Genomic DNA, 25,720 nt, shown 5'->3' with positions numbered 1-25,720 from the left:
CCGACGTCCGGTTCCCTGATCCGGGGTGAAGGCAGGCAAGATGGGGGCGTGACCCTTATCGATCAGCTGCCGCCGGATGCCGACCCCGATGTCCTCTTCGAAGCCTTCTCCTCATGGGCCGAAGGCCAGGGCATCACGCTCTATCCGGCTCAGGAGGAGGCGCTGATCGAGGTGGTTTCCGGGGCGAATGTGATCCTTTCGACCCCCACCGGCTCCGGAAAGAGCCTTGTTGCGGCGGGCGCGCACTTCGCCGCTCTCGCCCATGACCAGGTGACCTTCTACACCGCGCCGATCAAGGCGCTGGTCTCCGAGAAGTTCTTCGACCTGTGCAAGCTCTTCGGCACGGAGAACGTCGGGATGCTGACGGGCGACGCGTCCGTCAACGCGGACGCCCCCGTCATCTGCTGCACTGCCGAGGTGCTGGCCTCCATCGCCCTGCGCGACGGCAAGAACGCCGACATCGGCCAGGTCGTGATGGACGAGTTCCACTTCTACGCCGAGCCGGACCGCGGCTGGGCCTGGCAGATCCCGCTTCTGGAGCTGCCGCAGGCGCAGTTCGTCCTGATGTCGGCGACCCTCGGCGACGTCTCCATGTTCGAGAAGGATCTGACCCGCCGCACCGGCCGCGAGACCGCTGTCGTGCGGTCCGCGACCCGGCCCGTGCCGCTCTCGTACGAGTACGTCACGACGCCCATCACGGAGACGCTGACCGAGCTGCTCGAAACCCGGCAGTCGCCGGTCTACATCGTGCACTTCACGCAGGCCCAGGCGGTCGAGCGGGCGCAGTCGCTGATGAGCATCAACATGTGCACGCGCGAGGAGAAGGACAAGATCGCCGATCTGATCGGCAGTTTCCGCTTCACCACCAAGTTCGGGCAGAACCTGTCCCGTTACGTACGCCATGGCATCGGTGTGCACCACGCGGGCATGCTGCCCAAGTACCGGCGTCTGGTCGAAAAGCTCGCGCAGGCAGGCCTGTTGAAGGTCATCTGCGGTACCGACACGCTTGGGGTCGGCGTCAACGTCCCTATCCGCACAGTGCTGTTCACCGCGCTCACCAAGTACGACGGCAGTCGGGTACGGACCCTTCGCGCCCGCGAGTTCCATCAGATCGCCGGGCGCGCCGGGCGGGCGGGCTTCGACACCGCCGGCTTCGTGGTCGCCCAGGCCCCCGAGCACGTCATCGAGAACGAAAAGGCGCTCGCGAAGGCCGGCGACGATCCCAAGAAGCGCCGCAAGGTGGTCAGGAAGAAGGCCCCCGAGGGCTTTGTCGCCTGGTCGGACACCACGTTCGAGAAGCTGATCGCCTCCGAGCCCGAGCCGCTGACCTCCCGCTTCCGGGTCACCAACATCATGCTGCTCTCGGTGATCGCCCGGCCCGGAGACGCCTTCAAGGCGATGCGCCACCTGCTCGAGGACAATCACGAACCGCGCAAGGCGCAGCTGCGCCACATCCGTAGGGCGATCGCCATCTACCGCTCGCTGCTCGACGGCGGAGTGGTGGAGCAGTTGGACAAGCCCGACGCCGAGGGCCGCACCATCCGGCTCACCGTCGACCTCCAGCAGGACTTCGCGCTGAACCAGCCGCTGTCGACCTTCGCACTGGCCGCCTTCGACCTGCTCGACCCGGAGTCCCCGTCCTACGCCCTGGACATGGTCTCCGTCGTCGAGTCGACGCTCGACGACCCCCGCCAGATCCTCGCCGCCATGCAGAACAAGGCGCGCGGTGAGGCGGTGGGCCAGATGAAGGCGGACGGCATCGAGTACGAGGAGCGCATGGAGCGGCTCCAGGACATCTCGTACCCCAAGCCGCTGGAAGAGCTGCTCTGGCACGCGTACAACGTCTACAAGAAGTCGCACCCGTGGGTCGGTGACCACCCGGTCTCGCCGAAGTCCGTCATCCGTGACATGTACGAACGGGCCCTGACCTTCACGGAGTTCACCTCCTGGTACGAGCTGGCGCGCACCGAGGGCATCGTGCTGCGCTACCTCGCGAGCGCGTACAAGGCGCTCGATCACACCATCCCCGACGACCTCAAGACCGAGGACCTCGAAGACCTGATCGCCTGGCTCGGCGAGATGGTGCGGCAGGTCGACTCCAGTCTGCTCGACGAGTGGGAGCAGCTCGCCAACCCGGAGATCGAGACCGCCGAGCAGGCCCAGGAGAAGGCCGACCAGGTCAAGCCGGTCACCGCGAACGCACGCGCCTTCCGGGTGCTGGTGCGCAACGCGATGTTCCGGCGGGTGGAGCTCGCCGCGCTCGACAGGGTCGACGACCTCGGGGAGCTGGACGCCGAGTCGGGCTGGGACGAGGACGCCTGGGGCGAGGCGATGGACGCGTACTGGGACGAGTACGAGGAGCTGGGCACCGGGCCCGACGCCCGCGGGCCCAAGCTGCTGCTGATCGAGGAGGACGCCGAGCACGGGCTGTGGCGCGTCCGGCAGATCTTCGCCGACCCGAACGGCGACCATGACTGGGGTATCAGCGCCGAGGTCGATCTGGCGGCCTCCGACGAAGAAGGCCGGGCCGTCGTGCGCGTCACGTCCGTCGGGCAGCTCTGACACCGGCCCCGACCACTGGGAACACAGGAGAACACTCGATGACGAACCCGGCCGAGCGCCTGGTCGATCTGCTCGACCTGGAGCAGATCGAGGTCAACATCTTCCGCGGACTCAGCCCGAACGAATCCCTGCAACGGGTCTTCGGCGGGCAGGTGGCGGGCCAGGCGCTGGTCGCGGCCGGCCGCACCACCGACGGCGAGCGGCCGGTCCACTCGCTGCACGCGTACTTCCTGCGGCCGGGCATCCCCGGCGTGCCGATCGTCTATCAGGTCGAACGGGTCAGGGACGGCCGCTCGTTCACCACCCGCCGGGTCACCGCGATCCAGGAGGGCAAGACGATCTTCAATCTGACCGCCTCCTTCCACCGGCCGGAGACGGGCAGCATCGAGCACCAGCTGCCGCCGCGGCTGGAGTTCCCGGACCCCGAGACGCTCCCGACGGTCGCCACGGAGATCCGTGAGCACCTGGGTGCGCTGCCCGAGGCGCTGGAGCGGATGGAGCGGCGCCAGCCCTTCGACATCCGCTATGTCGACCGGCTGCGCTGGACGCCGGAGGAGCTCAAGGAGGCGGACCCGCGCAGCGCGGTGTGGATGCGCGCGGTCGGCCCGCTGGGCGACGACCCGCTGGTGCACACGTGCGCGCTCACCTACGCGAGCGACATGACGCTGCTGGACGCGGTCCGTATCCCGGTGGAGCCGCTGTGGGGCAGACGGGGCTTCGACATGGCCTCGCTCGACCACGCGATGTGGTTCCACCGGCCCTTCCGCGCGGACGAGTGGTTCCTCTACGACCAGGAGTCGCCGATCGCCACGGGCGGCCGCGGGCTGGCGCGCGGCCGTATCTACGACCTGGCGGGCAATCTGCTGGTTTCGGTCGTGCAGGAAGGTCTCTTCCGTCCGTGGGGTTCACAATGAACGTCGATTGCCTGCCCATGAGGAGATTTCCATGACCCTGTACGACATCCCGCTGCGCACGCTCAACGGCGAGCCGACGTCCCTGGCCGACTACGAGGGCAAGGCCGTCCTGCTGGTGAACGTGGCTTCCAAGTGCGGTCTGACCCCGCAGTACGCCGGTCTGGAGCGGCTGCAGAAGCAGTACGGCGAGCAGGGCTTCAGCGTCGTCGGCGTGCCGTGCAACCAGTTCGCGGGCCAGGAGCCGGGCAGCGCGGAGGAGATCGAGTCCTTCTGCTCGGCGACGTACGGCGTGACCTTCCCCATGCTGGAGAAGACGGATGTGAACGGGGCCGACCGGCACCCGCTCTACGCGGAGCTGACGAAGGTCGCGGACGCGGAGGGCGAGGCCGGGGACGTCCAGTGGAACTTCGAGAAGTTCCTGATCGGCAAGGACGGCCAGGTCGTGTCCCGCATCCGCCCGCGCACGGAGCCGGAGGACCCGGCGGTCATAGCCGCGATCGAGGCGCTGCTCGCCGCGTAACACCGCCAAGCGCCGGACGGGCTCGGTCGAGTGCGTCCGGCGCTTGTTGATGACCTAGGCCCTGTCCGGTCGATCCTGCCGGGCTCGCGTGCCCTGGCACGGCACTCCCCCGTAGCCCTTCGGGCACGGGAGGTGCCCCCATCGCCAGACCCGCTCCCTGATCCGGCCTGATCGACCGGACAGGGCCTAGCGGATCGGCATGCCCGACAGGGTGCGGGCGATCACCAGGCGCTGGATCTCGCTGGTGCCCTCGAAGATCGTGTAGATCGCGGCGTCGCGGTGCATACGCTCCACCGGGTATTCGCGGGTGAAGCCGTTGCCGCCGAGGATCTGGATGGCCTGGGCCGTGACCTTCTTCGCGGTCTCGGAGGCGAACAGCTTCGACATCGAGCCCTCGGCCGACTCGAAGGGCTTGCCCGCCGCCGCCATCCACGAGGCGCGCCACACCAGCAGCCGTGCAGCGTCGATCTGGGTGCGCATGTCGGCCAGTTGGAAGGCGATGCCCTGGTTGTCGATGATCGGGCGGCCGAACTGGCTGCGGGTCATGGCGTAGTCGAGCGCGACCTCGTACGCGGCACGGGCGGTCCCGACCGCCATCGCGCCGACCGCCGGGCGGGACGCCTCGAAGGTGGCCATCGCCGCGTTCTTCACGCGCTCGCCGCCCTTCTTCACGCTCTCGCGCGCCCGGGCCAGACGCTCGTCCAGCTTCTCCTTGCCGCCGAGCAGGCAGTGGCCGGGGACGCGGACGTCCTCCAGGACCACCTCCGCGGTGTGGGAGGCGCGGATGCCGTGCTTCTTGAACTTCTGGCCCTGCGAGAGGCCGGGTGTGTGCGGCGGGACGATGAAGGAGGCGTGGCCCTTGGAACCGATCTCCGGGTCGACGACGGCGACGACGACATGGACGTTGGCGATGCCGCCGTTGGTGGCCCACGTCTTGGTGCCGTTGAGCACCCATTCGTCCTTGGCCTCGTCGTAGACGGCGCGGGTACGCATGGACCCCACGTCGGAGCCCGCGTCGGGCTCGGAGGAGCAGAAGGCCGCCAGCTTCAGATCGTCGACGTCGCCGTACATCTGCGGGATCCAGGTACCGATCTGCTCCTCGGTGCCGTTGGCGAGGACACCGACGGCCGCGAGTCCGGTGCCGACGATGGACAGACCGATGCCCGCGTCACCCCAGAAGAGCTCCTCCATCGCCACCGGGATGCCGAGGCCGGAGGGGTCGAAGAACTGCTGGGCGTAGAAGTCGAGGGAGTAGATTCCGACCTTGGCCGCCTCCTGGATCACCGGCCAGGGGGTCTCCTCACGCTCGTCCCATTCCGCGGCGGCCGGGCGCATCACGTCCTTGGCGAAGCCGTTCAGCCAATCGCGGACCTGCTTCTGGTCGTCGTTGAGCTCGAACGTGAACTCGGCCATGTTCCCCTCCAGCACTGCGGTGACGCTCTTTGTGTTACTTGCGGTAACCAGAGTCTGTTACCGGCAAGTAGCCCCTGTCAACCGGCGACGGGCCGATCCACTGGACGGTCAGGCATGGTGTTACGTTGCGCAGGCGCCACGCAATCCCAGGCGTCGCGCAATCGCTCGGGCGGGGAGAAACACCTATGGAGACCACACAGCAGGCGGCGGGCCAGCAGCGGACTGCCGACCAGCGGCGCCGGGAGCTGCTGGAGGCGGCCGACCGGGTGGTGCTCCGGGACGGGCCACAGGCGTCGATGAACGCCATAGCCGCGGAAGCGGGCATCACCAAGCCCATCCTGTACCGGCACTTCGGCGACAAGGGCGGCCTGTACCGGGCCCTCGCCAAGCGCCACACCGACGCGCTGCTCGACGCGCTGCGGGCCGCTGTCGACGCCCCGGCCGACCGGCGCGAGCGGGTCGAGGCCACGCTCGACACGTATCTCGCGGCGATCGAGGCCCGCCCGCAGGTCTACCGCTTCCTTATGCATCCGTCCGAGGACCAACAGCCCGCGGACGCGGGCTCGGAAGGGGCCTTCGACGTCGGCCGTCACTCGGCACCGCTGCTGCGCCGGCTCGGCGAGGAGCTGGCGAAGGTCATCCACGACCGGGTCGACCTCGGTCCGGGCAGCGAACAGCTGGCCCGGGTGTGGGGGCACGGCATCGTCGGCATGATGTACGCGGCCGGGGACTGGTGGCTGGGTGAACGCCCCTGCTCCCGCGCGGAGTTGGTGCGCTGCCTGGCGGACCTGCTCTGGGGCCGGCTGGCCGCGGCGGCGGACCGCGCGGGGAGCCCGGGGTTCTGACGGGGCGCCTGCGGCGGGCTGAAGTTCAGCCCGTCCGGCGTTTGAGGACATGCGGCCGAAGGTCGCATACGGGGTTCGGGGCGGAGCCCCCACGCGGCGGAGCCGCACAATGTCACAGTGGGAAGGGGCGGGGTGGGAAAAGGCCCCGCGCAGCGGCAACGCCTACCCCCACTTCGCCCGCCGCGCCGCCCGCAGCACCCTCGCCCGGCGCCACCCCGTCAGCCGGTCCGTGTAGACCAGCCCCTCCAAGTGGTCGCACTCGTGCTGCAGGCACCGCGCGAAGAACCCGGTGCCCGCCACCCGCACCGGCTCCCCGTCCACCGTCACGCCCTCCACCACCGCGTGGTCGAAGCGCTCCGTCCCGGCTTCGAGGCCGGGCAGCGAGAGACAGCCCTCCGGTCCGCGCACGGTGACCCCGTCCGCCTCCACCAGACGCGGGTTGACGATGTGTCCGAGATGGCGGACGTCCTCGTCGTCGGGGCAGTCGTAGACGAACACCCGTAGCGGGACGCCCACCTGGTTCGCGGCGAGGCCCACGCCCTGCGCCGCGTACATCGTCGCGAACATGTCCTCGACCAGCTGCCTCAGCGCGGGCGAGAAGTCGGTGACGGGCTCACAGGGGGCATGCAGCAGCGGATCCCCGAGCAGGCTCATGGCCTTCACGAGTCCAGAACTGCCGGGGATGGGCCGGTTTCGCATGGCCGTAAGGGTACGGTCCTCGATGACCTCCGCGTTCTCCGGCGGTGCCGCCGTACGGGCGCCTGGCCGGACCTCGATAGGCTGGGCCGGACCGATGCAAGGAGGATCAAGGACGATGTCAGGCAACTCGGAGCCCCTGACGCCGCGCGCCAAGCTGGCCGTGACGGCAGGCAAGGCCGCTGCGGCGGTGTCCCGCGCCGCCGGACGCGGCAGCGGCTCGGTGATCGGCGGCCGGGTCGCGCTCAAGCTCGACCCCGATCTGCTGGGGCGGCTGGCGCAGCACCTGGACGTCGTCCTCGTGTCGGCGACCAACGGCAAGACCACGACGACCCGGCTGATCGCCGAGGCCCTGCGGGCGAGCGGACCGGTCGTCTCCAACGCGCTCGGTGCCAATATGCCCGCGGGCATCACCTCGGCGCTGGCCGGTGGCTCCGACGCCAAGTTCGGTGTGATCGAGGTCGACGAGAAGTACCTCGCGGGCGTGGCCCGTGATGTGACGCCCAAGGCGATCGCGCTGCTCAATCTGTCCCGCGACCAGCTGGACCGCGCGGCCGAGACCCGGATGCTCGCCGAGAAGTGGCGCGAGGGTCTGGCCGGTACGAAAGCCATGGTCATCGCCAACGCCGACGACCCGCTGATCGTGTGGGCCGCCTCCTCCTCGCCCAACGTCGTGTGGGTGGCCGCCGGCCAGGAGTGGAAGGACGACGCCTGGTCGTGCCCGTCCTGCGGCGGTGTGATGCAGCGCCCGGGCGACGACTGGTTCTGCGGCGAGTGCGGCTTCCGGCGTCCCGCCCCCAGCTGGGTGCTCAGCGGCGACCATGTCCTCGACCCGCACGGCTCGGCCTGGCCGATCCACCTCCAGCTGCCCGGCCGCGCGAACAAGGCGAACGCCGCCACCTCGGCCGCGGTCGCGGCCTGCTTCGGCGTGCCGCCGCAGGTCGCCCTGGAGCGCATGTACTCCGTGCAGGCCGTCGCGGGACGCTATGACGTCGTCTCCTTCCTCGGCCGCGATCTGCGTCTGCTGCTGGCGAAGAACCCGGCCGGCTGGCTCGAAACCTTCTCCCTGATCGACCCGCCGCCGACCCCGGTCATCCTCTCGGTCAACGCGCGCGGCGCCGACGGCACGGACACCTCCTGGCTCTGGGACGTCGACTACACCCGGCTCGCCGGTCACCCGATCCTCGTGATCGGCGACCGCCGACTGGACCTGGCCGTACGGCTCGAAGTCGCGGGCCTGGACTTCCGGGTGTGCGAGAGCGTCGACGAGGCGGTGCAGCTCTCCCCGCCCGGGCGGATCGAGCTGATCGCCAACTACACCGCCTTCCAGGACGTGCGCCGCCGCGTCGGCAACTGACCCGCGGACCCCGAAAAGGACTTATGAGCATGAGCGACAACAGCCTGCGTCTGGTCTGGGTCTACCCGGACCTGCTCAGCACCTACGGCGACCAGGGCAACGCGCTGGTCGTCGAGCGCCGGGCCCGGCAGCGCGGCCTGGATGTGATGCGCATCGACGTACGCAGCGACCAGCCGGTCCCCACCTCCGGCGACATCTATCTGATCGGCGGCGGCGAGGACCGGCCGCAGCGGCTCGCGGCCGAGCGGCTGCGCCGCGACGGCGGGCTGAGCCGGGCCGCGTCCAACGGCGCGATCATCTTCTCGGTCTGCGCGGGCTACCAGATCCTGGGCCACGAGTTCATCAACGACCTCGGCGAGCGCGAGGGGGGCCTTGGCCTCATCGATGTGATCTCCACGCGCGGCGAGGGCGACCGGTGCGTCGGTGACGTACTGGCCGACATCGACCCGCAGTTGGGCCTGCCGCAGCTGACCGGCTTCGAGAACCACCAGGGCATCACGCACCTCGGCCCGACGGCCCGCCCGTTCGCCCGCACCATCCTGGGCCGCGGCAACGGCACCGGCGACGGCACCGAGGGCGCGTACAACGAGACCGTGTTCGGCACGTACATGCACGGCCCCGTGATGGCCCGCAATCCGCAGATCGCGGATCTGCTGCTCAAGCTGGCCCTCGATGTGAACGCGCTGCCGCCGACGGACGACCGGTGGTACGAGTCGCTGCGCGCCGAGCGCATCGCGTCCGCGACGCAGCCCGCCTGACAGCTCGCCCTGCAGCGCACCCGTCAGCCCGCCTGACAGAAAGCTGACGTCCATCTGTCGGACAACCGGTTCGGACCCGTCACCCAGCGCCGGTAGGGTGGCGGGGATCCGACCGGACGACGTGGTCCGGGACTCTGCCCACGTTGTAAAGGTATTTCGGGCTATGCGCATTGGTGTGCTCACCTCCGGCGGCGACTGCCCCGGTCTGAATGCCGTCATCCGTTCCGTCGTGCACCGCGCCGTCGTCGACCACGGCGACGAGGTCATCGGCTTCCACGACGGCTGGAAAGGCCTCCTGGAGTGCGACTACCGAAAGCTCGACCTTGACGCGGTCGGCGGCATTCTCGCCCGCGGCGGCACGATTCTCGGCTCCTCCCGCGTCCAGCCCGCGCATCTGCGCGACGGTGTGGAGCGGGCCAAGGGCCATGTCGCCGAGCTCGGTCTCGACGCGATCATCCCGATCGGCGGCGAAGGCACCCTCAAGGCCGCCAACCTCCTCTCCGAGGGCGGGCTGCCGATCGTGGGCGTCCCGAAGACGATCGACAACGACATCGCGTCGACCGATGTCACCTTCGGCTTCGACACCGCCGTCGGCGTCGCCACCGAGGCCCTCGACCGGCTGAAGACCACGGCCGAGTCGCACCAGCGGGTGCTGATCGTGGAGGTCATGGGCCGCCACACCGGCTGGATCGCACTCCACTCCGGCATGGCCGCGGGCGCGCACGCCATCGTGGTGCCCGAGCGTCCCTTCGACATCGAAGAGCTGACCAAGCGGGTCGGCGAGCGCTTCTCGGCGGGCAAGAAGTTCGCGATCGTCGTGGTGGCGGAGGGCGCCAAGCCGCGCGAGGGCTCGATGAAGTTCAACGAGGGCGGCAAGGACGTCTACGGGCACGAGCGCTTCGCAGGCGTGGCCCAGCAGCTCGCTGTCGAGCTGGAGCAGCGGCTCGGCAAGGAGGCCCGTGCGGTGATCCTCGGCCATGTCCAGCGCGGCGGTACCCCGACCGCGTACGACCGTGTCCTCGCCACCCGCTTCGGCTGGCACGCCGTGGAGGCCGCGCACCGCGGTGAGTTCGGCATGATGACGGCGCTGCGCGGCACGGACATCACGATGGTGCCGCTGGCCGAGGCCGTGGAGACGCTGAAGACCGTCCCGGCCGAGCGTTACGCCGAGGCCGAGTGCGTGCTGTGACGCAGGAGCGTACGACTGGAACCGCCCCCGGCCGCAGCAGCGGCCGGGGGCGGTTCTAGTCTGGTCCGGACAACAAGCGCGAATCGGGAGCGAGCGGATGGATCACAGCGGGCACGGCATGACGATGGATCTGCCGCCGTTCACGCTGGGGCGGGGGCTCGAGTTCTCACCGGACCCGTTCTTTCTCGTCGGCTGTCTGCTGGCACTCGGCCTGTACGGCTGGGGCGTGCTGCGGCTGCGCGGGCGCGGGGACAGCTGGCCGGTCGGCCGGACCGTCTGCTTCACGGTCGGCGTGCTGAGCGTGGCCCTGGTGATGTGCACCAAGCTCAATGACTACGGCATGGTCATGTTCAGCGTGCACATGGTGCAGCACATGGTGATCAGCATGCTCTCCCCCATCGTGCTGCTGCTCGGGGCTCCGGTGACGCTGGCGCTGCGCGCGCTGCCGGTCGCGAGCCGTCGCGGCAGCAAAGGGCCCCGCGAACTGCTGCTGGCCCTGCTGCACAGCCGCTACATGCGGATCGTCACGCACCCGGCCTTCACGATCCCGCTGTTCATCGCGAGCCTGTACGGGCTCTACTTCAGCCCCCTCTTCGACTTCCTGATGGAGTCCAAGACCGGGCATGTGGCGATGATGGTGCATTTCCTCGCGGTGGGCCTCGTCTTCTTCTGGCCGATCATGGGTATCGACCCCGGGCCGCACCGGCCGGGCTATGTGATCCGGATGCTGGAGCTCTTCGCGGGGATGCCGTTCCACGCCTTCTTCGGCATCGCCCTGATGATGGCGACCGAGCCGATGATCAGCGCGTACAGGAATCCGCCGGCCTCGCTCGGCATCGACGCGCTCACCGACCAGAACGCGGCCGGCGGTATCGCCTGGGCCTTCAGCGAGATCCCGTCCGTGCTGGTGCTGATCGCGCTGGTCTTCCAGTGGTACGGCTCCGAACAGCGGCAGGCCAAGCGCATGGACCGGGCCGCAGACCGGGACGGCGACAAGGATCTCGCGGCGTACAACGCGTATCTCGCCTCGCTCCAGGCACGCGGACAGTAACCGGGCAGTAGCGCGAGGCCCACCTCACGGGTGACCATGAGGTCGACGGCCGCGGCCGTCGGAGGAGGGCGCGCATGTCCGGATCCACGAAGGCGATGGGAGTGCTCACCGTCGGGACCCTGGTGGTCGTGACGGCGTACACGGCGGCACTCGGCAGCAATGGCTGGCTCTGGTTCGGCTGGGTGGTGCTCGGCCTGGTGACGATCGGAGTGATCGCTTCGCGCGGCACCTGACCCGGCGCACCGGGGACGGAGCCGCTCAGAAGCGGAAGACGTCCGTCCCCGGTCGCCGCGTCGAGTTGCCTGTCCAGATCTCCTCGCGCCTCGGTGAGTGCCTCGCAGGCGGCGACGGGATATGGGTGTGCCCCGCCGGGCTGCCGGCGGTACGCATCCGTGCACCAAGGAGTTCGACTCGGTCCAGAGGCCCGGCCCCCCATCGCTGCCGTCGCGGGCAAGGGGCCGCGCGGGCGGACAGCACGTACGGGCGGTGCGAATCGCCCGTACGGCTCCCGCGCGTGGCCCCTGCCGTCATCCGACCCCGGCGGGCGCGACGGCGCGGTCCGGCTCGCGGACCTTCGCCGGCACCGCGGACACCTCGTCCTCGGGGAACGCCAGGCTCCTCGGCAGCGGCTTGAACTCGCGGACGGGCGGCATCGAGACCGGCGCGGTACGAAGGACACGCTGGACTTCCTTGACGCGCCGGCTGAACCAGATCACCTTGCCGGTGGCGGTGCCGCACGTGCCCCAGCTGTCGCTGAGCACGGCGACGGTAGCCAGTCCGCCCTTCGTGGGGGAGGAACTGGTCACCCGCGGCATCCTGCGGTCCTTGTCCGCGACGGATGCGATCAGATGTCTGCCCGTCCAGCGCAGCTCCACCACGCACGTCTTGTCGCCCTTCACATGGTGGACGACGTTGCCGACGAGTTCGTCGACCGCGCGGCATACCGGTGCGATGTGGTCTTCGAGACTCCAGTACCGAAGATGCGCTGCGAGAATGCGCCGGATCTGGGGAATCCGTTCTGTCGATGCCTGCACTTCCAAGGTGTAGCGGCAGGCGGCCGTGACATGCATGACCGTTACTCCTCACCGCGACCTGGTCAGCTCTTCGACTAGGGACCCCGAGTGCGAAGAGTGAGCAAGTGTCGCTTCTGGGTCACCAACAAGATTGACCTCGGGTGGCCGAGACCGCAACACATCGCCCGACCGGAGCAAGCGGCGGCGGTGGGCGTCCAGTCATCACCATTCCGACCCCAGACGCTTACGCCCGGTAAGACCTGCACCTAGACTGACCCCCCGGCGTGCCCGATGACCTGGCACAACGCAGCCGTGAAGCCGATCCGGACCAAGTGAGGAGCACCCTCAATTGTTCTATTACGTGCTCAAATACGTCATTCTGGGGCCGCTGTTGCGGTTGCTGTTCCGGCCCAGGATCGAGGGACTCGAGCACATCCCCGCAGAGGGCGCGGCCATCGTCGCGGGCAATCACCTGTCGTTCTCGGACCACTTCCTGATGCCCGCGATCATCAAGCGGCGCATCACCTTCCTCGCGAAGGCGGAGTACTTCACCGGGCCGGGTCTGAAGGGCCGGCTGACCGCCGCCTTCTTCCACAGCGCCGGGCAGATCCCGGTCGACCGCTCGGGCAAGGATGCGGGCCAGGCGGCGATCCGTGAGGGGCTCGGGGTGCTGAGCAAGGGCGAGCTGCTGGGGATCTACCCCGAGGGCACGCGTTCGCACGACGGCAGGCTCTACAAGGGCAAGGTCGGCGTCGCTGTTATGGCGCTGCGGGCCGGGGTGCCGGTGGTGCCGTGCGCCATGGTGGGCACCTTCGAGATCCAGCCGCCCGGGCAGGTCCTGCCGAAGATCAAGCGGGTCACCGTGCGGTTCGGGGAGCCGCTGGAGTTCTCCCGGTACGCGGGCATGGAGAACGAGAAGGCGGCCATCCGCGCGGTCACCGACGAGATCATGTACGCGATCCTCGAACTGTCCGGCCAGGAGTACGTGGACCGCTATGCCGCCGACGTCAAGGCGGAGCTGGAGTCGGCGAAGAAGTTCCCGCGACGAAGAAGCTGACAGCGGATCCGCGCTCGGCGAACCGCTCTGGGCCCGGTGTCCGCCCCGCGCCTAGCGTGCCTCGTATGACCATGGGAAGCGCGGTTGTGCTGGGAGCGACAGGACAGGTGGGGCGGGCAGCGGTGCGCGCGCTTGCCGCGGACGGCTGGGAGGTGCGGGCGCTCTCGCGCGGCGGCGGCCGGGACGAGAGCTGGCCGGAGCGGGTGCGCGCGGTGCGTGCCGACCGGGAGGACGACGCGGCGCTGGCCGCGGCGCTCGGCGACGGCTGCGACGTGCTGGTGGACATGGTCGCCTACGGGAGCGGCCACGCACGGCAGTTGAAGGGGCTCGCGGACCGGATCGGTTCGGCGGTCGTGATCTCCAGTGGCGCGGTGTACGCGGACGACGAGGGACGCAGCTTCGACACCCAGGGCGAGCCGGGAGGCTTTCCCCGCTACCCGGTGCCGATCCCGGAGACCCAGCTCACCGTCCAGCCCGGGGAGGCGAGTTACAGCACCCGCAAGGTGGCCCTGGAACAGGAGTTGCTGGCGGCGGGCGCGGCTCTGCCGACGACGCTGCTGCGCGCGGGCGCGATCCATGGACCGTACTGCCGCACCCCGCGTGAGCTGTACTTCGTGAAGCGGGCACTGGACGGCCGCCCGGTGCGGGTGCTGGCGTACGGCGGCCGCAGCCGGTTCCATCCGGTGCATGTCGCCAATCTCGCCGAGCTGATCCGGCTCGCGGCCCGGACGCCTGGCTCGCGGGTGCTCAACGCCGGTGATCCCGAGGCGCCGACGGTCGCCGAGATCGGCGCGGCGATCGACCGGGTGCTCGGCCACCGGAGCGAGAGCGTACTGCTGGAGGGCGGCCCGCCCAGCGGCTCGGTCGGCGAGACGCCCTGGACGGCCGAGCATTCGGTCGTGTACGACATGACGGCACCCGAACGCGAGCTGGGCTACCGGGCCGTGACGAGCTACGAAGACTCCCTGCCCGCCACCGTCGAGTGGCTCGCCGGGCAGCTGAGCGGCAGGGAATGGACGGACGCCTTCCCGAAGATGGCCGCGCAGTACGCTCCGAACGGCGACCTCTTCGGGTATGCGGAGGAGGACGCGTGGCTCAAGGAACACGGCTGGGGAGCGAACTGAGCGCGTAGCACGACGCCTTGGGCAGTTTGATCGCCCTGCTGGACGAGCTTGCTGCGGCGCGACATACGAAAGGAGGGGCGGCCGGAACCGGCCGCCCCTCCCCCGTATCGGCTGTGTCCTACGGCTTCGGCGTGGCGTGCGGGGTGCACGTCACGTCGCTGCTGTCCAGCGTGCCGCTGACCAGGTAGGCGTCCACCCGCTGGTTGATGCACGGGTTGACCAGACCGGTCACACCGTGCGAACCGGCGTCCTTCTCGATGATCAGACGCGAGCCCTTGAGCCGCTTGTGCAGCTCGACGGCGCCATCGAAGGGAGTGGCGGCGTCACGCGTCGACTGCACGATGAGCACCGGCGGCAGACCCTTGCCCGTCTTCACGTACAGCGGGTTCTGCTGCTTGGACGACCACGTGGCGCACGGAAGGTTCATCCAGGCGTTGGCCCACGTCATGAACGGGTAGTCCTTGTGGAGCCGGGTGTTGTCCCGGTCCCACTTCTTCCAGCTGGTCGGCCACTTGGCGTCCGCGCACTCGACGGCCGTGTAGACGGCGTTGCCGTTCTCCGAGGCGATGTTGCCCTTGGTGTCGGACAGGTCGGGCGCCGCGGCGTCGACCAGTGCCTGGGTGTCACCCGCGAGGTACTTGCTCCAGGTCTGGGCGACGGGCACCCAGGAGGAGTCGTAGTACGGCGCGCTCTGGAAGAAGCTGATGAGCTCCGCCGGTCCGACGACCCCGCCGAGGGGGCTCTTCTTGGCGGTGGCCCGCAGCTTCAGCCACTGCTGCTCGACCTTCTCGGGGGTGTCCCCGATGTGGAAGGTCGCGTCGTTCTTGGCGACCCAGGCCTTCCAGTCGTTCCAGCGCATCTGGAAGGCGACGTCCTGGTCGAGGTTGGCCTCGTACCAGATCTTCTCCCGCGAGGGGTTGACGACGCTGTCGACGATCATCCGGCGCACATGGCCCGGGAAGAGCGTCGCATAGACCGCGCCGATGTAGGTGCCGTAGGAGACGCCCAGGAAGTTGAGCTTCTTCTCACCGAGGGCGGCCCGGACGACGTCCAGGTCGCGCGCGGTGTTCGGCGTGGTCATGTGCGGCAGCATCCAGCCGCTGCGCTCGGCGCACCCGTCCGCGTACTCCGCGGCGAGCTTGCGCTGGGCGCGCTTGTCGGCCTCGCTGTCGGGCACCGGGTCGGCCTTCGGCGCCTTCACGAACTCCTGCGGGTCCACACAGGAGATGGGGGCCGAGTGGCCCACACCCCGAGGGTCGAAGCCGACGAAGTCGTACGCCTTCGATGCGTTGACCCAGAGCGGGTTCTTGTTCGTGACCCGGGTCGGGAAGCGCATGCCCGAGCCGCCGGGGCCGCCCGGGTTGTAGATCAGGGCTCCCTGGCGCTCAGCCTTGGTGCCGGTGTTGCCTATTCGGTCGACGGCAATCTTGATCTGCTTGCCGTTGGGGCGTGCGTAGTCGAGCGGCACGCTCACCCATCCGCACTGGATGGGCTTGGCAAATCCCCAGTCCGCGGGGCAGTCCGCCCAGTCGATCCCCTTCTTCGCGGCCCGCTCCGCGGCGACCTGAACACCACGTGCCTCGGACCAACCGCTGTGGCTGCCAGTGGCGTTGGCTGCCGGAGCGGTGATCGCGCCCGTGATGAGGGTGCCCGCGATCAGAGTGCCGGCCGAGCCGAGCACTGCTGTGCGTCTCACGTAGAACTCCCCCTTCTGTTGTCGAGTTCTCCGGGGGATCCTTTCGTCTGTGGGGCTGCCGGGAACAGGTCGTACTGGTGTTTCTTTACCGAACCAATACCGGTAAGTAGTGTCCCGCTCAGCGGTGCACCGAAATGACCTGGTTGGCCCTACTCGGGCAGCTCAGCGCTCAGCACTTCGTCGAGTACGGACCGGAGTTGGCGGGCGTCCGGCGCGACGACCGTGACCAGGTAGGCCGGACCGGCAAGCGGTGTGAGCACCGCGCTCTCGCCCAACAGCCGCGGCTGGACGGGCTTCTCCTCGAACTCGGGGTCCACGACGAGGAGTTGGCCCACGGCTCGGTGTCCGGCCAGGACCGCGCCGCCGTCCCAGCCACCGGGGGCGCCGGGGCCGTAGCCCAATTCCTGGTCCAGCAGCGGACGTCCGGCGCGGTGGACGGTGAGGCGGGTCGCGAGGGTGCCGGGCTCTTCGCCGTGGCGGCCGAGGATCTGTTCCTCGCGCAGCACCAACCGTGCGCTCGCCGCCAGTTCGACGCGCGTACGCATCCGCAGATCGCTGCCGGACACGGAGATGAGCTGCTCCGGCAGCCAGCGCAGTTCGGCGTCCTCGCCGACCGTCAACGACACGTCGTAGTGGGCCTGTTCGGGGATGCGGCCGGGCAGGGCGATGGTCGCTGCGGCGGAGTCGACGTGGAGCCGTGCCCCGTCGGCCGCCTCCGCCTCGATGGCCAGCCGGTCGCCGCCGAGCGGCGCGCTCATCGCGCCGACGACGGTGACACGGATACCGGGGCCGACGGCGCGCGTGCGGCGCAGGGCGAGCGGTCCTTCGCTCGTCAGTACCGGCAGGCCGTCGCGGGTGGCGACGATGCGTGCGGTGGCCTGGATGCTCATGCGGTCCAGGCGGCCAGCTGGGCCCGCACCCAGTCGGCGACCGGGCGCACTCCGTCCTCGCCCCTCAGCGAGGTGAAGGCGACGGGGAGTTCACCGCGCTGTTCCTTGGCGTCGCGTGCCATCCGGCCGAGGTCGGAGCCGACATGGGGCGCGAGGTCGGTCTTGTTCACGACGAGCAGATCGGCGGTGGTGACGCCGGGGCCGCCCTTGCGCGGGATGTCGTCGCCGCCCGCGACGTCGATGACGAAGATCTGCGCGTCGACGAGGCCCTTGGAGAAGGTCGCGGTGAGATTGTCGCCGCCGGATTCGACCAGGATCAGATCGAGGGGACCGACGCTCTCCTCCAGGTCCTCGACGGCTTCGAGGTTGGCGGAGATGTCGTCGCGGATGGCGGTGTGCGGGCAGGCTCCGGTCTCGACCGCCTGAATGCGCTCGGGCGGCAGTACGGCGCTGCGGAGCAGGAATTCGGCGTCCTCGCGGGTGTAGATGTCGTTGGTGACGACGGCGATGGACAGCTGGTCGCGCATGGCTGCGCAGAGCGCGGCGACGGTTGCGGTCTTGCCGGAGCCGACGGGGCCGCCGAGGCCGATGCGCAGGGCGCGCCGGGTGCCGTCGGGGCGTACGGCGTCGGCGCTGACGGCCCCCGGGCCGGAGTGCGAGTGGTCGAGATGCATAGTGCGGCTCCTTGATGTCTTACGAGGCGAAGAGGCGTACGGGCCAGGCGGCGTGCGCCTCCGCCGTGATGTCGAGCAGCGGGGCGGACGCGGCGGGCAGCGCGTCGACACCGTCGCGCGCCGCGCGTGCGGCCTGTGCGGCGACCTCGTCCATGGCGGGCGCGAGGCGGGCGAGGACGGCGGTGGCCTCGAAGGGGTCCAGGCTGAGGAGGCGTACGGCTGCGGTGGCCGGTCCGCCGACCGACTCGTACACGGCGCAGTGCGCGGCGTCCTCGGGGGCGAGCCCGGCGGAGCGGGCGGCGAGCCCGAGGACGATCGGCTGGTGGGTACCGCGCGGGAACGCCGCGGCGAGCGCGTCCAGTTCGGGACTCGGCCAGGTGGAGCGGGCGGCGCGCATCATCTGGCGGCCGAGCTTGCGGGCGGTGGCCCGCAGGGCGGGTGAGGGGGTACGGGCGTCGGCGGCGGCGTCGAGCGCGAGGGGGTCGAGGCCGAGGGCAGCCGCGGCGGCGAGCCCCGCCGAGGTGAGACCGGTGGTGTGCAGCCGCCCCCGGCAGAAGGCCTCCAGATCCCGGGCATCGCGGATCCGGCCCGCCTTGACGGCCGGTTCGGCCCCGCCGGAGTGGGCGTGGCCACCGGCGGGGAACCGACCGTCGGTCAGGACGAGCAGCGCGGCTCTACTCATCGCGGCACATCAGAAAAGGAAGTAGCGCTGGGCCATGGGCAACTCCGCCGCGGGGGCCGGTTCGACCGGCTCGCCGTCGATCGTCACCGTGAACGTGTCGGCGTCGACCTCGACATGCGGGAGCGCGTCGTTCTCCCGCATATCGGCCTTGGAGACCCGGCGCGTGCTGGTGATCGGCACGAACTTCTTGCCCAGGCCGAGGCGTTCGGGCAGATCGTCCTCGATCGCCGCCCGGGAGACGAAGTTGAACGAGTTCGCCGCGGGCGCCTTGCCGAGCGCGCCGAACATCGGCCGCGGCATGACCGGCTGGGGGGTCGGGATGGAGGCGTTCGCGTCGCCCATCTGCGCGTACGCGATCTGGCCGCCCTTGATGACCAGCTGCGGCTTGACGCCGAAGAAGGCCGGATCCCAGAGCACCAGGTCCGCGAGCTTGCCGGTCTCGACCGAGCCGATCTCGTGGTCGAGGCCCTGCGCGACCGCGGGGTTGATCGTGTATTTGGCGACATAGCGACGTGCCCGGTGGTTGTCGGCACGGCCGTCTCCGGGCAGTACTCCCCGCCGCTTCTTCATCACATGGGCCGTCTGCCAGGTACGCATGATCACCTCGCCGACGCGCCCCATGGCCTGCGCGTCGGAGGAGATGATCGAGATGGCGCCGAGGTCGTGCAGGATGTCCTCGGCCGCGATCGTGGAGGGCCGGATCCGGGACTCCGCGAAGGCGAGGTCCTCCGGCACGGCAGGGTTGAGATGGTGGCAGACCATCAGCATGTCGAGGTGTTCCTCGATGGTGTTGACGGTGTGCGGCCGGGTCGGGTTGGTGGAGCTGGGCAGTATGTGCGGCTCGCCTACGACCGTGATGATGTCCGGTGCGTGCCCGCCGCCCGCACCCTCGGTGTGGTACGCGTGGATGGTGCGGCCCGCGATCGCGGCGAGGGTGTCCTGGACGAAGCCCGCTTCGTTCAGGGTGTCCGTGTGGATGGCGAGCTGGGCGCCCGTGTCCTCGCACACGCTCAAGCAGGCGTCGATGACGGCGGGGGTCGCCCCCCAGTCCTCATGGATCTTGAACCCGAGTGCCCCGCCGCGCAGTTGGGAGTGCATGGCCTCGCGGGACATCGTGTTGCCCTTGCCGAGCAGGCCGATGTTCACGGGGAAGGAGTCCATCGCCTCGAACATCCGGGCAAGGTGCCAGGGCCCGGGGGTGATGGTGGTGGCCTTGGTGCCCTCGGCCGGTCCGGTGCCGCCGCCGACGAGCGTGGTGACGCCGGTCGCGAGGGCCTGGTCGATGATGGTCGGCGAGATGAAGTGGACGTGCGCGTCGATGGCGCCCGCGGTCACGATCCTGCCGTTGCCCGCGATGATCTCGGTCTCTGGCCCGATGACGAGATCGGGGTGTACGCCGTCCATCGTGTCGGGGTTGCCGGCCTTGCCGATGCCGGTGATGCGGCCGTCGCGGATGCCGATGTCGGCCTTGACGATGCCCCAGTGGTCGATGACGACCGCTCCGGTGATGACGGTGTCGGGTGCGCCTTCGGCCCGAGTCGTACGGGACTGGCCCATCGACTCGCGGATCACCTTGCCGCCGCCGAACACGGCCTCGTCGCCCGCGAGTCCGGGCCCGCCGGAACGGTCCTGCTCGATCTCGACGAGAAGGTCGGTGTCGGCGAGCCGGATCCGGTCGCCGGTGGTGGGGCCGAAGAGATCGGCGTAGACGGCGCGATTCAGCTCAGGCATCGAGACCGCCTCCGACCTCTCCGCGCAGGCCCGCGATGACGCGTCGGCCGGTGAAGGGCACGAGTTCGACGTCTATGGGGATGCCGGGCTCGAAGCGCACGGCGGTGCCCGCGGCAATGTTCAGCCGCAGGCCGCGCGCGGCGGCGCGGTCGAATTCCAGGCCGGGGTTGGCCTCCGCGAAGTGGTAGTGGGAGCCGACCTGGACGGGCCGGTCGGCGGCGTTGACGACGGCGAGGCGGGTGACCTCACGGCCCTGGTTGAGGCACACGCGGCCCTCGGCGAAGAGGATCTCTCCGGGAATCATCGGCGGCCTCCCTTCAGACGATCGGGTCGTGGACGGTGACGAGCTTGGTGCCGTCCGGGAAGGTCGCCTCGACCTGGACGTCATGGATCATCTCGGGGATGCCCTCCATGACATCGGCGCGGGTGAGGACCTTGCGGCCCGAGGCCATGAGTTCGGCGACGGTGCGGCCGTCCCTGGCGCCTTCGAGGATGTGCGAAGTGATCAGGGCGACGGATTCGGGGTGATTGAGCCGCACCCCGCGCGCCCGGCGCTTCTCCGCCACGTCGGCGGCCACATGGATGAGCAGTCGTTCCTGCTCGTGCGGGGAGAGTTGCACGCGTCCACCTCACAGTCGTCCGGCCCGCCCGGGTGCAGCGCGAAGCTGACCCACGTCAACACTCTGTTGACCAAAGCGCGGGTGTCTCACGGCGAGCGGTTGAACGTTAGGCGGAGAGTTTTTCCGGCGCGTTAACTGATCTTGGTCTCACGCCGGGACACGCACGGACACGGCCTGCGCAGGGGCTGTGAGCCCCGCTGCGGTGGTGCTCACCTTCTGGGCTTCCAACCGGCCCAATGGCCCGTACGGACGAGGACGGAGGTCGTATACGGGCGGCGGCCGCCCGGGGCGCGCGGCCCTTCTGTGCGCCGGGGCGTGGTCAGCGGCGCTCGTCGGGGCGCCGGTGCTCGGCCGCGAGGCCGAAGCGCCCCCGTTCGCCGGTAGCGGATGCGGCCGAGCCGAGCGAGGAGACCGAGCTGATCACCTGCTCCTCGGCCGCCTCCCGATCGCGCTCGAGTCGTTCCAGGTCAGCGGCGGACACCAGCGCCACGAGCGGCTTTCCGTGCCGGGTCACGACGACGCGCTCCCCGCCGTAGACGACGCGGTTGATCAGTTCGGCGAGCTCTGCGCGGGCTTGCGTCACCGGAATCTCGTAGGCCATGCTCCCCATCATAACGGCCTGTACATCCTGTACATTTTTTACAGATGGCCGTGCGAGAGGAGACGTACGTCATGAACCGACCGGCCGCCCGCTACGTCCTGCCCCAGTTCACCGAGCGCACCAGCGCGGGCCACCGCACTCTCGATCCGTACTCGAAGCTGCTCGACGAGCGGATCATCTTCCTCGGCACCGCCGTCGACGACACCGCCGCCAACGATGTGATCGCACAGTTCCTGCACCTCGAGTACGCGGCACCGGACCTCGACATCGCCCTCTACATCAACTCCCCCGGCGGCTCGCTCAGCGCCATGTCCGCGATCTACGACACGATGCAGGTCATCACCTGCGATGTGGAGACGACCTGCCTGGGGCAGGCCGCCTCGACGGCCGCGCTGCTGCTCTCCGCCGGGGCCCCCGGCAAACGGATGGCGCTGCCCGGCGCCCGGATCGTCCTTCAGCAGCCCGCGTTCGAGGAGCCGTTGCAGGGCCAGCCCTCCGATCTGGAGATCCAGGCACAGGAGTTGCTGCGGCTGCGGACCCAACTCGCCGGAATGCTCGTACGCCACACCGGCCAGACCTCCGAGCGGATCGCCGCCGATCTGGAGCGCGACAAGATCTTCGACGCCGAGGACGCCAGGGCATACGGACTGGTGGATCATGTGATCAAGAACCGCAAGACTTCGCTCTCCGCCGCCGGTTCGAGGTGAGCACCGGATGCTGCCACCCGAACAGCCGCAACTGCCCGCACTGACCCGCGCCGAGTGCGAGTTCGTCGACAGCTATCTCGAAGTCCTCGATCTGCTGGGGCGGATCAATCCGGCCCGTGGCACGCACACCTATGGCGCACTCCGCGCGGCACAGGCGCTGGTCGGACGGGCCGAGGCGCTCAAGGACGCCCTGACGCTGATGCATATGCGCGGCGAGAGCGAGGTGCATGCGGCGACGCTCGCAGAAGCACTCAGAGTGCTCGACGGCGAGCGGCGGGCGCGCCGGGTGACGATGCCGCCCGCGACGACGAGTTGACGAAACAGGGGCTTCCGTACGCCATCAGGGTACCGGGGTGCATCCCCCATTCGATGGAGTCGACGCCCCTTCCTCGACTACGGACAACTTGCGCACCATGACTACCGATCTGGCGGAATGACTTGTTCCGGTGCTGGTGCGAGACTCCTCAACTGTCACGTACCCGTCCGCAAATCCGTTCTGTCCACCCGAACAGGTCAGGGGTGGCAAAGCTCACATACGGCCGTTTCAACTCGGAAATACGGCACAGAGTGGGTCAAGATCCCTGGGACGACAAGCCCCCGCCACCTCGGCGGGGCGGTCCGGGCGGACGCCGAGTCCTGCCGCCGCACCGGATGTCTGGTCGACAGGAGTGCATCGGCAGGAGTGGAGGACCCGAGCAGCACGGGACAGCCGGACGCCCGGCGGTCCCTCGGGGTGAAGCCGCATCCGCGGCCGGGCATCTTCGTCCGTCCGAACCCGACAGGTCATCCTTCACAGGCGGCTGACGAAGGGTTGCGCATGACTGCGCAGATTCATGTCCCGTACTTGATGACCAGGGCGGGCGCCGTGTCGGCTCTGACCCTCGCCGCCGTCGGCGGCTCACTGCTGGCACCGGGCGCCGTTCCGGAGGCGAACGCGGCAACGACCCACGCGAGAACGGCACTCAAGGTGGCTGCCTCGAAGAAGGGTGCGCCCTACAAGTTCGGCGCCACGGGTCCCTCCCGGTTCGACTGCTCAGGGCTGACGCTCTACTCGTACAAGAAGGCGGGCAAGAAGCTCCCGCGTACCGCCCAGCAGCAGTTCAACAGGACCCGTCGCATCCCGGCCTCCTCCCGGCAGCAGGGAGACCTGGTGTTCTTCCACTACGGCAGCAGCGTCTACCACGTGGGCATCTACGCCGGCCGCGGCAGGATCTGGCACTCGCCGAAGACCGGCTCCTGGGTGAAGCTGGAGAAGATCTGGACCAAGAGCGTCTGGTACGGCCGGGTGCGCTGACGGCCGGTGGCTCATGGCGCGCCGATCGCCGCGTTTCGCCGTGGCGATCGGTGCGCGGGCCCCCTCCGGCGCGCCAGTTCAGTGCGCCAGCGGTTCGGCGAGCAGGGTCACTCCGAGAGCCGTGAGCGCTCCGCCGGTGACGCCTTCGACGGCCCGCGTGGTGCGCGGCCTGCGCAGCCACGTCCCGAGGCGGTCCACGAGCAGGGCAACCGCCGGGAACCAGACCAGAGCCACAGCGACCACGATCGACGCGAGCAGCAGAGTGCGCGGCAGGACCGCTGCACCGTCCGGAACGAACTGCGGGAGCAGGCTGAGGAAGAGGACGGGAGCCTTCGGGTTGAGGACGTTCGTGAGGAAGCCCTGGCGCAGGCTGCGGCGTATGCCCTGCGCGGCCGGGCCCTGCGGATCCTCCACCGCGAGCGCCGGGCGCAGGGCGGAGCGTACGGCCCGTACGCCCAGGTAGAGCACATAGGCACCGCCCAGAATCTGCAGCGTGCGGAACAGCACCGGCACGGCGACCAGGACGGCCGCGAGTCCGGCGACCGCCAGCGCGGTGTGCACGAGCAGTCCCCCGGCGACGCCGATCGCGCAGGCCACGCCCGCGCGCCGGGAGGCGAGCGCATTGCGTACGACGACGGTGAAGTCAGCGCCCGGCATGGCCACCATGCCCGCGGCGACCCCGATGAAGGCGACCAGTTGTGCGTCCATGGCCACCATCGTGGACCGGCCATGGCCTTAACGTGTACTTGTAATCTTCTGGGTCTGCCTAAAGAGATGCTTAAGGGGTGGCATGTACGACCCGACACGGCTGGCGGCGCTCGTGGCGGTCGCCGAGGCCGGTTCGATCACCCGGGCCGCCGCCCGTCTGGGCTACACCGCGCCCGCGCTCTCCCAGCAGCTGGCCAAGCTGGAGCGCGAGGCGGGGGCGGCCCTGCTGGTGCGGAGCCATCGCGGTGCGCGGCTGACCGCCGCGGGCGAGCTGCTGGCGGCGCGGGCCCGCCGGGTGCTGGACGAGATGGACCGGGCGCGGCACGAGCTGGCGCGGCTGTCGGGGCTGTCCGGCGGGCGGCTGCGGGTGGGGACCTTCACCACGGTGGGCGTCCATCTGCTGCCGCCGGTGCTGAGCTCGTTCCGCCGGGCGCATCCGGATGTGGAACTGACCGTCGCCGAGTACGAGCCGCCGGGCGGGGTCCTGGCGGTGGCGGCCGGCGAGGTGGATCTTGCGCTGACGCACACGTACGAACCGGCGGAACCGGCGCCGCCGCCCGCCGGTGTGGTCCTGGAGCCGCTGCTGGTGGAGGAGTTGGTCCTGGTGACGGCGCCCGGCCATGCGCTCGCGGGTGGCTCGGGGCGGCTGCCGGTGGCCGATCTCGCCGGACAGCCTCTGATCAGCAGCGCGCCCTCGCATCCACCGCGCAGGGGGGTCGAGACCGCGCTCGCCCGGGCCGGGGCGACCCCTGCGGTGGTGTGCGAGTCGCCGGGCTACGCGCTGGTCTGCGCACTGGTCAGCGCGGGGATCGGGGTCGCGGTGGTGCCGGAGATGGTCGCGGCGATGTCGGCGACGCCGCTCGGCGTACGGCAGTTGGACCCGGCGGACTTCCGGCGGACGATCTCGGTGGCGCACCGGGGCGAGGAGTCGGGCCCGGCAGCGGAGTCCCTTCGGGCACTGCTACGTGGCGCGTTCGGCCGCGCGTGAAGTGCGGGGCGGACCGGCGGGGGCAGGTGCCGTCGGGCCGAGGCCTTCCGGCCGACGTCAGTTCTGGACGGGGGCCGTCCACGGAAGGGCGATCCAGACCGTCTTGCCGCCCTCGGGGGTCGGTGTGACCGAGAGCTGCCCGCCGCACTCCGCGGTGAGGCTGCGAATGATGACCATGCCGCGGCCGTTGTCCTGCCGGACCGCCGCCGGCAGCCGCTGCGGCCAGCGGGGATGACTGTCGGTGACGCCGATGCGCAGTTCCTCGTCGCGCTCGAGACGCAGGTCCACGGTGAATGTCGGCGACTGGCCGAAGGTGTGCTGGACGGCGTTCGTGGCCAGTTCGGAGACGATCAGCCTGACGGTGTCGACGGCTTCGGTCTCGACGGGCAGCCCCCACTCGGAGACAACATGTGCGGCGTATCTCCGGGCGGCGGAGACCGAGGCGGGATCGCTCGGCAGGGTTACGGAGGCTTCCTGATGGTCTGCCATGGCGAGCTGTCCCTTTCCCACCGTGGCCGCGCTCCGACTCGTAGCGGAATTGCAAGGACGGCCGCGGATTGTGCTTCGCGCCAGAGTGCCACCTCACGTGCTGCCCCAGGTGGCGATCCACCAAGATATGCAGATACCTGT

28 protein-coding genes and 1 riboswitch are annotated in these 25,720 nt (G+C 69.7%); of the genes, 15 read left to right on the top strand and 13 right to left on the bottom strand.

Annotation, left to right across the window (positions count from 1 at the left end; translation table 11 throughout):
- The first annotated feature begins 48 nt into the window (after positions 1 to 48).
- From OG905_RS34730 to OG905_RS34720, 3 genes are read left to right on the top strand one after another with little or no spacing between them, the layout of a single operon-like run.
- Positions 49 to 2,562, top strand: a complete 2,514-nt coding sequence (locus tag OG905_RS34730; RefSeq protein WP_328680606.1) for a DEAD/DEAH box helicase — start codon at positions 49 to 51, stop codon at positions 2,560 to 2,562.
- A gap of 38 nt (positions 2,563 to 2,600) precedes the next feature.
- Complete coding sequence (locus tag OG905_RS34725) at positions 2,601 to 3,476, top strand: acyl-CoA thioesterase (RefSeq protein WP_328680604.1); 876 nt, start codon at positions 2,601 to 2,603, stop codon at positions 3,474 to 3,476.
- A gap of 31 nt (positions 3,477 to 3,507) precedes the next feature.
- Positions 3,508 to 3,996, top strand: coding sequence for a glutathione peroxidase (locus OG905_RS34720; protein ID WP_328680602.1), 489 nt, complete (start codon positions 3,508 to 3,510; stop codon positions 3,994 to 3,996).
- Between the two features lie 186 nt (positions 3,997 to 4,182).
- Here the strand turns inward: OG905_RS34720 and OG905_RS34715 are convergent, their stop codons facing one another.
- Positions 4,183 to 5,409: an acyl-CoA dehydrogenase family protein gene (locus OG905_RS34715; RefSeq protein WP_328680600.1), complete on the bottom strand. Its 1,227-nt coding sequence runs from the start codon at positions 5,407 to 5,409 to the stop codon at positions 4,183 to 4,185.
- Between the two features lie 185 nt (positions 5,410 to 5,594).
- Here OG905_RS34715 and OG905_RS34710 point away from each other — a divergent pair, with 185 nt between their 5' ends.
- Positions 5,595 to 6,254 carry a TetR family transcriptional regulator gene (locus OG905_RS34710; protein ID WP_328680598.1) on the top strand — a complete coding sequence of 220 codons (660 nt, stop codon included), beginning with the start codon at positions 5,595 to 5,597 and terminating at the stop codon, positions 6,252 to 6,254.
- 162 nt (positions 6,255 to 6,416) lie between these two features.
- On the opposite strand, the gene def is transcribed toward OG905_RS34710, so the two are convergent.
- Positions 6,417 to 6,953 carry a peptide deformylase gene (def, locus tag OG905_RS34705; protein WP_328680595.1) on the bottom strand — a complete coding sequence of 179 codons (537 nt, stop codon included), beginning with the start codon at positions 6,951 to 6,953 and terminating at the stop codon, positions 6,417 to 6,419.
- 115 nt (positions 6,954 to 7,068) lie between these two features.
- On the opposite strand from def, the gene OG905_RS34700 reads away from it, so the two are divergent.
- The 5 genes from OG905_RS34700 (at position 7,069) to OG905_RS34680 (ending at position 11,538) form a co-directional block, all read left to right on the top strand.
- Positions 7,069 to 8,307, top strand: coding sequence for a Mur ligase family protein (locus tag OG905_RS34700; RefSeq protein WP_328680592.1), 1,239 nt, complete (start codon positions 7,069 to 7,071; stop codon positions 8,305 to 8,307).
- 29 nt (positions 8,308 to 8,336) lie between these two features.
- Positions 8,337 to 9,065: a type 1 glutamine amidotransferase gene (locus OG905_RS34695; protein ID WP_328680590.1), complete on the top strand. Its 729-nt coding sequence runs from the start codon at positions 8,337 to 8,339 to the stop codon at positions 9,063 to 9,065.
- Positions 9,066 to 9,228: 163 nt separating this feature from the next.
- Positions 9,229 to 10,254 carry a 6-phosphofructokinase gene (locus OG905_RS34690; protein ID WP_328680587.1) on the top strand — a complete coding sequence of 342 codons (1,026 nt, stop codon included), beginning with the start codon at positions 9,229 to 9,231 and terminating at the stop codon, positions 10,252 to 10,254.
- 97 nt (positions 10,255 to 10,351) lie between these two features.
- Positions 10,352 to 11,305 (top strand): cytochrome c oxidase assembly protein, encoded by a 954-nt coding sequence (locus tag OG905_RS34685; protein WP_328680585.1) that lies wholly within the window; start codon positions 10,352 to 10,354, stop codon positions 11,303 to 11,305.
- A 74-nt stretch (positions 11,306 to 11,379) separates the two neighbouring features.
- Positions 11,380 to 11,538, top strand: a complete 159-nt coding sequence (locus OG905_RS34680) for a hypothetical protein (protein ID WP_328680583.1) — start codon at positions 11,380 to 11,382, stop codon at positions 11,536 to 11,538.
- Between the two features lie 294 nt (positions 11,539 to 11,832).
- Here the strand turns inward: OG905_RS34680 and OG905_RS34675 are convergent, their stop codons facing one another.
- Positions 11,833 to 12,375 (bottom strand): ATP-binding protein, encoded by a 543-nt coding sequence (locus tag OG905_RS34675; protein WP_328680581.1) that lies wholly within the window; start codon positions 12,373 to 12,375, stop codon positions 11,833 to 11,835.
- A gap of 292 nt (positions 12,376 to 12,667) precedes the next feature.
- On the opposite strand from OG905_RS34675, the gene OG905_RS34670 reads away from it, so the two are divergent.
- The gene (locus tag OG905_RS34670; RefSeq protein WP_328680579.1) at positions 12,668 to 13,375 is read left to right on the top strand and encodes a lysophospholipid acyltransferase family protein; all 708 of its coding nucleotides are present in this window, start codon (positions 12,668 to 12,670) and stop codon (positions 13,373 to 13,375) included.
- 65 nt (positions 13,376 to 13,440) lie between these two features.
- Positions 13,441 to 14,499: an NAD-dependent epimerase/dehydratase family protein gene (locus OG905_RS34665; RefSeq protein ID WP_328680577.1), complete on the top strand. Its 1,059-nt coding sequence runs from the start codon at positions 13,441 to 13,443 to the stop codon at positions 14,497 to 14,499.
- Between the two features lie 118 nt (positions 14,500 to 14,617).
- Here the strand turns inward: OG905_RS34665 and OG905_RS34660 are convergent, their stop codons facing one another.
- The 8 genes from OG905_RS34660 to OG905_RS34625 all read right to left on the bottom strand — a co-directional run bounded on the left by OG905_RS34660 (position 14,618) and on the right by OG905_RS34625 (position 21,393).
- Positions 14,618 to 16,195, bottom strand: a complete 1,578-nt coding sequence (locus OG905_RS34660) for an alpha/beta hydrolase (RefSeq protein ID WP_328680575.1) — start codon at positions 16,193 to 16,195, stop codon at positions 14,618 to 14,620.
- Positions 16,196 to 16,344: 149 nt separating this feature from the next.
- Entirely contained in the window at positions 16,345 to 17,085 is a 741-nt protein-coding gene (locus tag OG905_RS34655; RefSeq protein WP_328680573.1) for an urease accessory protein UreD, read from the bottom strand.
- Positions 17,082 to 17,759 (bottom strand): urease accessory protein UreG, encoded by a 678-nt coding sequence (gene ureG, locus OG905_RS34650; RefSeq protein ID WP_328680571.1) that lies wholly within the window; start codon positions 17,757 to 17,759, stop codon positions 17,082 to 17,084. The genes OG905_RS34655 and ureG overlap by 4 nt, the downstream gene beginning before the upstream one ends.
- A 19-nt stretch (positions 17,760 to 17,778) precedes the next feature.
- Entirely contained in the window at positions 17,779 to 18,441 is a 663-nt protein-coding gene (locus tag OG905_RS34645) for an urease accessory protein UreF (protein ID WP_328680569.1), read from the bottom strand.
- Between the two features lie 9 nt (positions 18,442 to 18,450).
- Entirely contained in the window at positions 18,451 to 20,172 is a 1,722-nt protein-coding gene (locus OG905_RS34640) for an urease subunit alpha (protein WP_328680567.1), read from the bottom strand.
- Positions 20,165 to 20,476 (bottom strand): urease subunit beta, encoded by a 312-nt coding sequence (locus tag OG905_RS34635; protein ID WP_328680565.1) that lies wholly within the window; start codon positions 20,474 to 20,476, stop codon positions 20,165 to 20,167. Before OG905_RS34635 ends, OG905_RS34640 begins: the two co-directional genes overlap by 8 nt.
- 13 nt (positions 20,477 to 20,489) lie before the next feature.
- Positions 20,490 to 20,792, bottom strand: a complete 303-nt coding sequence (locus OG905_RS34630; protein ID WP_266488229.1) for an urease subunit gamma — start codon at positions 20,790 to 20,792, stop codon at positions 20,490 to 20,492.
- 319 nt (positions 20,793 to 21,111) lie between these two features.
- On the bottom strand, positions 21,112 to 21,393 hold the full coding sequence (locus OG905_RS34625; RefSeq protein ID WP_328680559.1) for a type II toxin-antitoxin system Phd/YefM family antitoxin: 282 nt from the start codon (positions 21,391 to 21,393) through the stop codon (positions 21,112 to 21,114).
- Positions 21,394 to 21,464: 71 nt separating this feature from the next.
- Between OG905_RS34625 and OG905_RS34620 the strand changes: the two genes are divergently transcribed.
- The 3 genes from OG905_RS34620 (at position 21,465) to OG905_RS34610 (ending at position 23,394) form a co-directional block, all read left to right on the top strand.
- Positions 21,465 to 22,100, top strand: coding sequence for a ClpP family protease (locus OG905_RS34620; protein WP_328680558.1), 636 nt, complete (start codon positions 21,465 to 21,467; stop codon positions 22,098 to 22,100).
- A 7-nt stretch (positions 22,101 to 22,107) separates the two neighbouring features.
- Entirely contained in the window at positions 22,108 to 22,416 is a 309-nt protein-coding gene (locus OG905_RS34615; RefSeq protein ID WP_328680556.1) for a hypothetical protein, read from the top strand.
- A gap of 334 nt (positions 22,417 to 22,750) precedes the next feature.
- Positions 22,751 to 22,914: riboswitch (cyclic di-AMP (ydaO/yuaA leader) on the top strand.
- Between the two features lie 3 nt (positions 22,915 to 22,917).
- A complete protein-coding gene (locus OG905_RS34610; RefSeq protein ID WP_328680554.1) occupies positions 22,918 to 23,394 on the top strand; it encodes a C40 family peptidase in 477 nt (158 codons plus the stop codon).
- Positions 23,395 to 23,472: 78 nt separating this feature from the next.
- Here OG905_RS34610 and OG905_RS34605 read toward each other — a convergent pair whose 3' ends face one another.
- Positions 23,473 to 24,102 (bottom strand): LysE family translocator, encoded by a 630-nt coding sequence (locus tag OG905_RS34605; RefSeq protein ID WP_328680552.1) that lies wholly within the window; start codon positions 24,100 to 24,102, stop codon positions 23,473 to 23,475.
- A gap of 82 nt (positions 24,103 to 24,184) precedes the next feature.
- Between OG905_RS34605 and OG905_RS34600 the strand changes: the two genes are divergently transcribed.
- On the top strand, positions 24,185 to 25,090 hold the full coding sequence (locus tag OG905_RS34600) for a LysR family transcriptional regulator (RefSeq protein ID WP_328680550.1): 906 nt from the start codon (positions 24,185 to 24,187) through the stop codon (positions 25,088 to 25,090).
- Positions 25,091 to 25,147: 57 nt separating this feature from the next.
- On the opposite strand, the gene OG905_RS34595 is transcribed toward OG905_RS34600, so the two are convergent.
- Complete coding sequence (locus OG905_RS34595; protein WP_328680548.1) at positions 25,148 to 25,579, bottom strand: ATP-binding protein; 432 nt, start codon at positions 25,577 to 25,579, stop codon at positions 25,148 to 25,150.
- Between the last annotated feature and the right edge of the window lie 141 nt (positions 25,580 to 25,720).

The organism is Streptomyces sp. NBC_00322, assembly GCF_036147535.1.
Classification (GTDB): domain Bacteria; phylum Actinomycetota; class Actinomycetes; order Streptomycetales; family Streptomycetaceae; genus Streptomyces.
The sequence above is the reverse complement of the archived record's forward strand: the minus strand, read 5'-3'. Positions and strand labels throughout refer to the sequence as shown.

Bases quoted from the DNA above. Each gene is read 5' to 3' on its own strand.
- OG905_RS34725 (WP_328680604.1), top strand. From the start codon at position 2,601: ATGACGAACCCGGCCGAGCGCCTGGTCGATCTGCTCGACCTGGAGCAG.
- OG905_RS34720 (WP_328680602.1), top strand. From the start codon at position 3,508: ATGACCCTGTACGACATCCCGCTGCGCACGCTCAACGGCGAGCCGACG.
- OG905_RS34715 (WP_328680600.1), bottom strand. From the start codon at position 5,409: ATGGCCGAGTTCACGTTCGAGCTCAACGACGACCAGAAGCAGGTCCGC.
- OG905_RS34710 (WP_328680598.1), top strand. From the start codon at position 5,595: ATGGAGACCACACAGCAGGCGGCGGGCCAGCAGCGGACTGCCGACCAG.
- def (WP_328680595.1), bottom strand. From the start codon at position 6,953: ATGCGAAACCGGCCCATCCCCGGCAGTTCTGGACTCGTGAAGGCCATG.
- OG905_RS34700 (WP_328680592.1), top strand. From the start codon at position 7,069: ATGTCAGGCAACTCGGAGCCCCTGACGCCGCGCGCCAAGCTGGCCGTG.
- OG905_RS34695 (WP_328680590.1), top strand. From the start codon at position 8,337: ATGAGCGACAACAGCCTGCGTCTGGTCTGGGTCTACCCGGACCTGCTC.
- OG905_RS34690 (WP_328680587.1), top strand. From the start codon at position 9,229: ATGCGCATTGGTGTGCTCACCTCCGGCGGCGACTGCCCCGGTCTGAAT.
- OG905_RS34685 (WP_328680585.1), top strand. From the start codon at position 10,352: ATGGATCACAGCGGGCACGGCATGACGATGGATCTGCCGCCGTTCACG.
- OG905_RS34680 (WP_328680583.1), top strand. From the start codon at position 11,380: ATGTCCGGATCCACGAAGGCGATGGGAGTGCTCACCGTCGGGACCCTG.
- OG905_RS34675 (WP_328680581.1), bottom strand. From the start codon at position 12,375: ATGCATGTCACGGCCGCCTGCCGCTACACCTTGGAAGTGCAGGCATCG.
- OG905_RS34665 (WP_328680577.1), top strand. From the start codon at position 13,441: ATGACCATGGGAAGCGCGGTTGTGCTGGGAGCGACAGGACAGGTGGGG.
- OG905_RS34655 (WP_328680573.1), bottom strand. From the start codon at position 17,085: ATGAGCATCCAGGCCACCGCACGCATCGTCGCCACCCGCGACGGCCTG.
- ureG (WP_328680571.1), bottom strand. From the start codon at position 17,759: ATGCATCTCGACCACTCGCACTCCGGCCCGGGGGCCGTCAGCGCCGAC.
- OG905_RS34645 (WP_328680569.1), bottom strand. From the start codon at position 18,441: ATGAGTAGAGCCGCGCTGCTCGTCCTGACCGACGGTCGGTTCCCCGCC.
- OG905_RS34640 (WP_328680567.1), bottom strand. From the start codon at position 20,172: ATGCCTGAGCTGAATCGCGCCGTCTACGCCGATCTCTTCGGCCCCACC.
- OG905_RS34635 (WP_328680565.1), bottom strand. From the start codon at position 20,476: ATGATTCCCGGAGAGATCCTCTTCGCCGAGGGCCGCGTGTGCCTCAAC.
- OG905_RS34625 (WP_328680559.1), bottom strand. From the start codon at position 21,393: ATGGCCTACGAGATTCCGGTGACGCAAGCCCGCGCAGAGCTCGCCGAA.
- OG905_RS34620 (WP_328680558.1), top strand. From the start codon at position 21,465: ATGAACCGACCGGCCGCCCGCTACGTCCTGCCCCAGTTCACCGAGCGC.
- OG905_RS34615 (WP_328680556.1), top strand. From the start codon at position 22,108: ATGCTGCCACCCGAACAGCCGCAACTGCCCGCACTGACCCGCGCCGAG.
- OG905_RS34610 (WP_328680554.1), top strand. From the start codon at position 22,918: ATGACTGCGCAGATTCATGTCCCGTACTTGATGACCAGGGCGGGCGCC.
- OG905_RS34605 (WP_328680552.1), bottom strand. From the start codon at position 24,102: ATGGACGCACAACTGGTCGCCTTCATCGGGGTCGCCGCGGGCATGGTG.
- OG905_RS34600 (WP_328680550.1), top strand. From the start codon at position 24,185: ATGTACGACCCGACACGGCTGGCGGCGCTCGTGGCGGTCGCCGAGGCC.
- OG905_RS34595 (WP_328680548.1), bottom strand. From the start codon at position 25,579: ATGGCAGACCATCAGGAAGCCTCCGTAACCCTGCCGAGCGATCCCGCC.